Consider the following 6827-nt stretch of genomic DNA (forward strand, 5'->3'; position numbering starts at 1 on the left):
ATGTTAGTATTTACTTAAATATATCGTAGAATTTGCTAAAGTGTATTTAGATAAATATTAAGGTCCAAATAAGTGATATTAGCTTGTCATTAATTTGGATTGATTTGCGCGCTAAAACGGATTTTTCGCGGAATGGATGAAACAATAATCTTTGTTTCACCTCTTCCGGTCTTCAAGGATTCAAGTCGTGGTACTCGTTATCAGATTGAATACTTAGTTCAGTAATTTATGAATTTATTTACTGGCAATGCTCGAAGGCCCGGCCCCATCAACACCCTAATGCCAGCTTAATTGCATTGCCATAACAAGATTAATTTATTTTTTGTTTTGGAGAGCACACATGAGTGATTTAAAAAAAGCAGCACAACTTGGCATTTCATTAATGGATTTAACCACATTAAATGATGACGATACTGACCAAAAGGTCATTGATTTATGTCATAAAGCGAATACTGCTGCTGGACATACCGCTGCAATTTGTATTTACCCTCGTTTTATCCCTATCGCTCGTAAAACCTTAAACGAACTTGATTGTGAAGACATCAAAATCGCCACAGTGACTAACTTCCCACACGGTAATGACGATATTGCTATCGCAGTATTAGAAACCCGTGCCGCAGTCGCTTACGGCGCAGACGAAGTTGATGTGGTATTTCCATACCGCTCATTAATGGCTGGCAACGAAAGCTTAGGTTTTGAGCTAGTCAAAGCGTGTAAAGAAGCCTGTGGCGATCAAGCTATCTTAAAAGTGATTATCGAATCAGGTGAGTTAAAAGATGCAGCGTTAATTCGTAAAGCATCTGAGCTTTCAATTGATGCAGGTGCTGACTTTATCAAAACATCAACCGGTAAAGTACCGGTTAATGCCACACTTGAAGCGGCTGAAATCATGTTAACCGTGATTAGCGAAAAGAACACCAATGTTGGTTTTAAACCAGCCGGTGGTGTACGTGACGCGGCTAAAACTGCCGAGTTTTTAGGTTTAGCTGAACGCATTCTAGGTGCTGACTGGGTTACTCCGGCACACTTTAGATTCGGCGCTTCAAGCTTATTAACTAGCTTACTTCATACTCTTGAGTTAGCCGATGCGCCTGCTGGTGCACAAGGTTACTAATCAAAGTTAGTATTGTACGGTTTTGACATAACGATTTAGCATGCACCGAATGGATCATTTTAGCCCATTCGGTGCCTTATTGTTGTAGCAAGATGGCTCAATAAATTCATCTTGCTGGAGGAAGTAGCATGTTTCTCGCTCAAGAAATTATTCGTAAAAAACGTAATGGTGATGCATTAAGCGCAGCTGAAATTCAATTTTTTGTTGATGGCATTACTCAAAATACCGTTTCAGAAGGCCAAATAGCCGCTTTTGGTATGGCTGTTTATTTTCAAGATATGAACATGGATGAACGTATTGCCTTAACCACAGGTATGCGTGACTCAGGTACTGTATTAAACTGGGATGCACTGTCACTTGACGGCCCCATTATTGATAAGCACAGCACCGGCGGTGTTGGTGATGTCATTAGCCTGATGCTTGGCCCAATGGCGGCGGCATGTGGTGGTTATGTCCCGATGATTTCGGGTCGCGGTCTTGGTCATACTGGCGGCACCTTAGATAAATTTGATGCCATTCCTGGTTACCAAACCGAGCCATCAAGTGAGTTGTTTCGCAAAGTAGTTAAAGAAGCTGGCGTTGCCATTATTGGCCAAACCGGTGATTTAGTCCCAGCCGATAAGCGTTTCTATTCAATCCGTGATAATACCGCAACCGTTGAGTCTATCTCGTTAATTACCGCTTCAATTCTTTCTAAAAAGCTCGCAGCTGGGCTAGATGCTTTAGCAATGGACGTCAAAGTCGGTAGCGGCGCATTCATGCCTACTTATGAAGCCTCTGAAGAACTTGCTCGCAGTATTACAGCAGTGGCAAACGGTGCTGGCACTAAAACTACCGCTTTATTAACTGACATGAACCAAGTATTGGCATCATGTGCCGGTAACGCGGTTGAAGTGCGTGAAGCGATTAACTTTTTAACTGGCGCTTACCGTAACCCACGTCTTTACGAAGTCACTATGGGCTTATGTGCTGAAATGCTCGTACTTGGCGGCATTGCGCAAAATGATGCTGACGCACGTACAAAATTAAATACTGTTTTAAATAATGGTAAAGCGGCTGAAATTTTTGGCCGTATGGTATCAGGCCTTGGCGGGCCAGCAGATTTTGTTGAGTCTTATGACAAATATTTGCCACAGGCGAAAATTATTCGTCCTGTGTATGCCAACAAACAGGGTTTTGCTCATAGCATGGATACCCGAGAGTTAGGTTTAGCGGTAGTGACCTTAGGTGGTGGCCGCAGAAAGCCTGGCGACGCATTAGATTATAGCGTTGGATTAACAGAAGTATGTGCATTAGGTGATGAGATATCAGCTGATAAGCCTATCGCCATGGTACATGCTCAATCTGAAGCCGCTTTCGAAGAAGCCTCTGCTGCCGTTCAGCAGGCGATTAACATTGAAGATTCTGCGCCAGAAAAGACGCCTGAAATCTACCGTTATATCCGCGCTTCAGATTTATAATGGAGTAAAAATTATGAAACGTACATTTATTTTAATGTTGGATTCTTTTGGTGTTGGTGCTGCCACTGATGCTGAAAAATTCGGAGATACAGGTTCAGATACCTTTGGTCATATTGCTAAAGCCTGTGCTGAAGGCCGAGCCGATATTGGCCGAAAAGGACCATTAACACTGCCAAACCTGGCAAAGCTCGGTCTAGGCCATTTAGGTTTTGAAAGTACGGGTAAATTCGCCGATGGTTTCGCTGATAATATCGACGTGATTGGCGCTTATGGCCATGCGGATGAATTAAGCTCAGGTAAAGATACGCCTAGTGGACACTGGGAAATGGCTGGCGTGCCAGTATTGTATGAATGGGGTTACTTTTCTGATTTAACCAACTCTTTTCCAAAAGAGCTTACGGATAAAATCCTCAAACGTGCGGGCTTAACCGACTTTTTGGGTAATTGCCATGCTTCAGGTACAACAATTTTAGAAGAACTTGGCGAAGAACACATGCGCAGCGGTAAGCCAATTTTTTATACTTCAGCTGATTCAGTTTTTCAAATTGCCTGTCATGAAGAATCATTTGGTTTAGAAAACCTATACCGTTTGTGCGAAATTACCCGTGAAGAGCTAGAGCCTTACAATATTGGCCGCGTGATTGCGCGTCCATTTGTGGGCTCGGGTCCTGAAGATTTTGCCCGTACAGGTAATCGACATGATTATGCGGTATTACCGCCAGCGCCAACGGTATTAGATAAGCTTAAAGATGCCGGTGGTGAAGTGGTGAGTATTGGTAAAATTGCCGATATTTATGCTAACAGCGGTATTACCCAGAAATTTAAGGCAACAGGTCTTGAAGAGTTATTCGATGCAACCCTTGAGCAAATCAAGCGTGCTGAAGATAACACCATTGTATTTACTAACTTTGTTGACTTTGATTCCCACTACGGACACCGTCGTGATATTGCCGGTTACGCCAAAGCTTTAGAATACTTTGACCAACGTTTGCCAGAGTTATTAGCCTTACTTAACCCTGATGACTTGTTATTACTGACAGCCGATCATGGTTGCGATCCAAGCTGGGTTGGCACCGAGCATACCCGCGAACGTGTTCCTGTGATTGCTTTAGGCGCGGGGTTAGCTGCCGGTTCATTAGGCCGTAGAAACAGTTTTGCCGACATTGGGCAGTCTATTGCGACGTATTTTAAGCTTGAACCTATGGATTATGGCGAATCATTCATTAATTGATGATTCAAATGCTATCTACTAAGGTTAATCTGTTAATAAATATAGTAGAATCACGTCCGGCAGCGAAGGGGATGACTTTGCTGCCCACATATAAAGATATACGATAAAAATATAGGGGTTTTTCCATGGCTACACCACATATTAATGCTGTTGACGGTGCATTTGCTGAAACAGTTTTATTCCCAGGCGATCCATTACGTGCAAAATATATTGCTGAAACATTTTTAGAAAATGTAGAGCAAGTTACTGATGTACGTAACATGCTTGGTTTTACTGGAACATATAAAGGTACTCGCGTATCTGTAATGGGTTCTGGTATGGGTATTCCATCATGTTCTATTTATGCGCATGAGCTTATTTCTGATTACGGCGTTAAAAACCTAATCCGTGTTGGTTCTTGTGGCGCAATTAGCACTGACGTAAAAGTGCGTGATGTGATTATCGGAATGGGCGCTTGTACTGACTCGCAAGCAAACCGTTTACGTTTTAAAGGTCAAGATTTTGCTGCGATTGCAGATTATGGCTTAATGAACGCAGTGATCGAATCAGCTAAAACGCACGAAACTAAAGTGCGTGTAGGTAACGTTTTCTCTGCTGATTTATTCTACACTCCAGATCCTTCTATGTTCGATACCATGGAAAAAATGGGTGTACTTGGGGTCGAAATGGAAGCGGCAGGCCTTTACGGTGTTGCACACGAACTTGGCGCTAAAGCATTATGCGTAGTGACAGTTTCTGACCACATCAGAACCGGAGAAAAAACCACTTCTGATGAACGTCAAAATACTTTCAACGAAATGATTATCATGACATTAGATGCAGTAGTTACTCTGTAATTTAACGTTTATTATTTCGTAAAAAAGCGTAACTGATTTATCAGTTACGCTTTTTTTTAATGGTTAACTGGGTTTACTTTTATCATCAAGTCTGAGGTTTTCGGCTTCTAGTATCTCTTGTTTAAAAGTCATATTTTCATCGCTATCAGACTCTGTTATCAGTGATGATTTTGGGTTAGCGCTTTGGTCATCCACATCTGTCGGTTCAGTCCGGCTATCTTCAAGTTGATGCATTTCTTCAGACAAGCTTTTTTGCACTAATTGGCTATTTTTACGTCCTTGTTTGGCGCGAGTTTTACGTCGGTCGAAATCTGCGCGTTTAAACGAAAAGACCCGCGACAGCAGCAAACCAATAATACCTGCAATAATCAGCATAATTTGTTGTTGCTTCATATTTTCTTGATAGTGGCTTTTTAATTCATCAAAGAAAATATGTAAGTTTAACCTCACCTCGATATAGCCTAAGTTATTGTCACCTTGAAGCACGTTTTCAATTAAAGGTGGGTAGGGCGATAACATCTCAGTTAGTACTTTATCATCGGCGTCAAATTCGATGTCTGATACGCTTTGGGCAAACGCCAGCCTTACCCCTTGAGTACTGTACATGTTCACTGACATCACTTTCGGGTCGAGCACGAGCGCATTGGCTAGCCATTGTAGTTGCTCATCATTTTGTAGATGCATTGCTGGGGCTGCGCCATTGGCCACTTGTTGAGCTAATAAGCGCGCCATGATTTGGGTTTGCGAACTCAGCAGTTGCTGACCGTTATTAAGGCTCGACTTCCATAAATGCACTAAAGCAAATAATAAAATTACAGCAATGCTGATTTGAATTAATCTGCTGATTTTTTGGCTTTTTTTAAGACCTTTAACAAAAATCACTTTAATCCTTGGTCATTTTTCTATTTAATTAATACTAATCGAAATAATTCATTGTAGATAGTCGCAATCATTGGGGAAATGCAGTCCATGGAAACTCAGGTAAATATTCAGCCATTAACGTGGTTATTCTCAACATTTGATGCGACGTATAGCCATAATCATGTCACTTTAACTCGTTATTTTGAAGACGAGTATCTTAACAATGTTCAGGTTAAGTACCCTTATCGTTTTAGAGTGGTATTTGAAGCGCAATCTTTTGGGGCCATTAATGACTGGCTGGCAAAGTTAACCCAAGACTGCGCGATTACGCCTTTGATGAGACATAACGATTTACAAGGTTTTGAACTTGCCTCAACCTCAGCTTTAGGGACACTGATGAGTCAATTTCCGCTGCAGGTAAAAGCAGAACTTCTCAATATAACCGCGCCGCTAGCGAGCTTATTTAAACCGGGTCTATTAGTGATGGATATGGACTCCACCGCGATTCAAATAGAATGTATTGATGAATTAGCTGTGATGGCTGGCGTGGGTGAGGCGGTATCAGAAGTCACCGAAAGGGCCATGCAAGGGGAATTAGACTTTGAAGAGAGTTTACGCTTAAGGGTCAGTAAGCTTGCAGGCGCCAATGAGAGTATTATCAGCACTTTATGTGAGCAACTTCCTTTGATGCCAGGACTTAAAAGCCTAGTGGCAGAGCTAAAGTCTAACGAGTGGAAGTTAGTGTTAGCCTCGGGCGGATTCACCCCATTTGTGGGCTATTTAAAAGATTTACTGGATTTAGATGCCGCTTACGCCAATGAGCTGGTCATTGAAGCGGGTAAGTTAACCGGTGAAGTAACAGGTGATGTGGTTGATGCCCAATATAAAGCCAATGTGATTGATAAGTGCAGTGCCACTTGGCAAATTGCTGCAGGGCAACGGCTGGCCATTGGCGATGGCGCCAACGATATTCCTATGGTTAATGCTGCTGATTTTGGTATTGCCTTCCATGCTAAGCCGAAACTGCTTGCTGCAGCCGATGCGAGTATCAATAACTTGGATTTACGCTGCTTAGTGTATTACTTGCAAGCCTAAAAACACTGCAAGCATAATGTTAAATGACGGTTTAACCTAAGTGACTAAAAGCTGCCGATACCAGTATCAATAACTTGGATTTACGCTGCTTTGTTTATTACTTTGTGTATTACTTGCAAGCCTAAAAACACTGCAAGCATAATGTTAAATGACGGTTTAACCTAAGTGACTAAAAGCTGCCGATACCAGTATCAATAACTTGGATTTACGCTGCTTTGTTTATTACTTTG

The 6827-nt window shown here is 42.0% G+C and carries 6 protein-coding genes; 5 read left to right on the plus strand and 1 reads right to left on the minus strand.

The features are described from left to right. Positions 1-340: 340 nt before the first annotated feature. The 4 genes from deoC (at position 341) to deoD (ending at position 4641) form a co-directional block, all read left to right on the plus strand. Complete coding sequence (gene deoC / locus BCU91_RS05520) at positions 341-1114, plus strand: deoxyribose-phosphate aldolase (RefSeq protein ID WP_076543290.1); 774 nt, start codon at positions 341-343, stop codon at positions 1112-1114. A gap of 128 nt (positions 1115-1242) precedes the next feature. Further along, the gene (gene deoA, locus BCU91_RS05525; RefSeq protein ID WP_102436198.1) at positions 1243-2574 is read left to right on the plus strand and encodes a thymidine phosphorylase; all 1332 of its coding nucleotides are present in this window, start codon (positions 1243-1245) and stop codon (positions 2572-2574) included. A 13-nt stretch (positions 2575-2587) separates the two neighbouring features. Further along, positions 2588-3805 (plus strand): phosphopentomutase, encoded by a 1218-nt coding sequence (locus BCU91_RS05530; protein WP_102436196.1) that lies wholly within the window; start codon positions 2588-2590, stop codon positions 3803-3805. A 125-nt stretch (positions 3806-3930) separates the two neighbouring features. Continuing rightward, positions 3931-4641 carry a purine-nucleoside phosphorylase gene (gene deoD, locus BCU91_RS05535; RefSeq protein WP_076543293.1) on the plus strand — a complete coding sequence of 237 codons (711 nt, stop codon included), beginning with the start codon at positions 3931-3933 and terminating at the stop codon, positions 4639-4641. 63 nt (positions 4642-4704) lie between these two features. On the opposite strand, the gene BCU91_RS05540 is transcribed toward deoD, so the two are convergent. Further along, complete coding sequence (locus BCU91_RS05540; RefSeq protein ID WP_102477166.1) at positions 4705-5523, minus strand: AhpA/YtjB family protein; 819 nt, start codon at positions 5521-5523, stop codon at positions 4705-4707. 87 nt (positions 5524-5610) lie between these two features. Here BCU91_RS05540 and serB point away from each other — a divergent pair, with 87 nt between their 5' ends. Beyond that, entirely contained in the window at positions 5611-6597 is a 987-nt protein-coding gene (gene serB, locus BCU91_RS05545; RefSeq protein WP_102477167.1) for a phosphoserine phosphatase SerB, read from the plus strand. Positions 6598-6827: the final 230 nt, after the last annotated feature.

The sequence above is a fragment of the Shewanella sp. 10N.286.52.B9 genome (genome assembly GCF_002873635.1).
GTDB lineage: Bacteria > Pseudomonadota > Gammaproteobacteria > Enterobacterales > Shewanellaceae > Shewanella.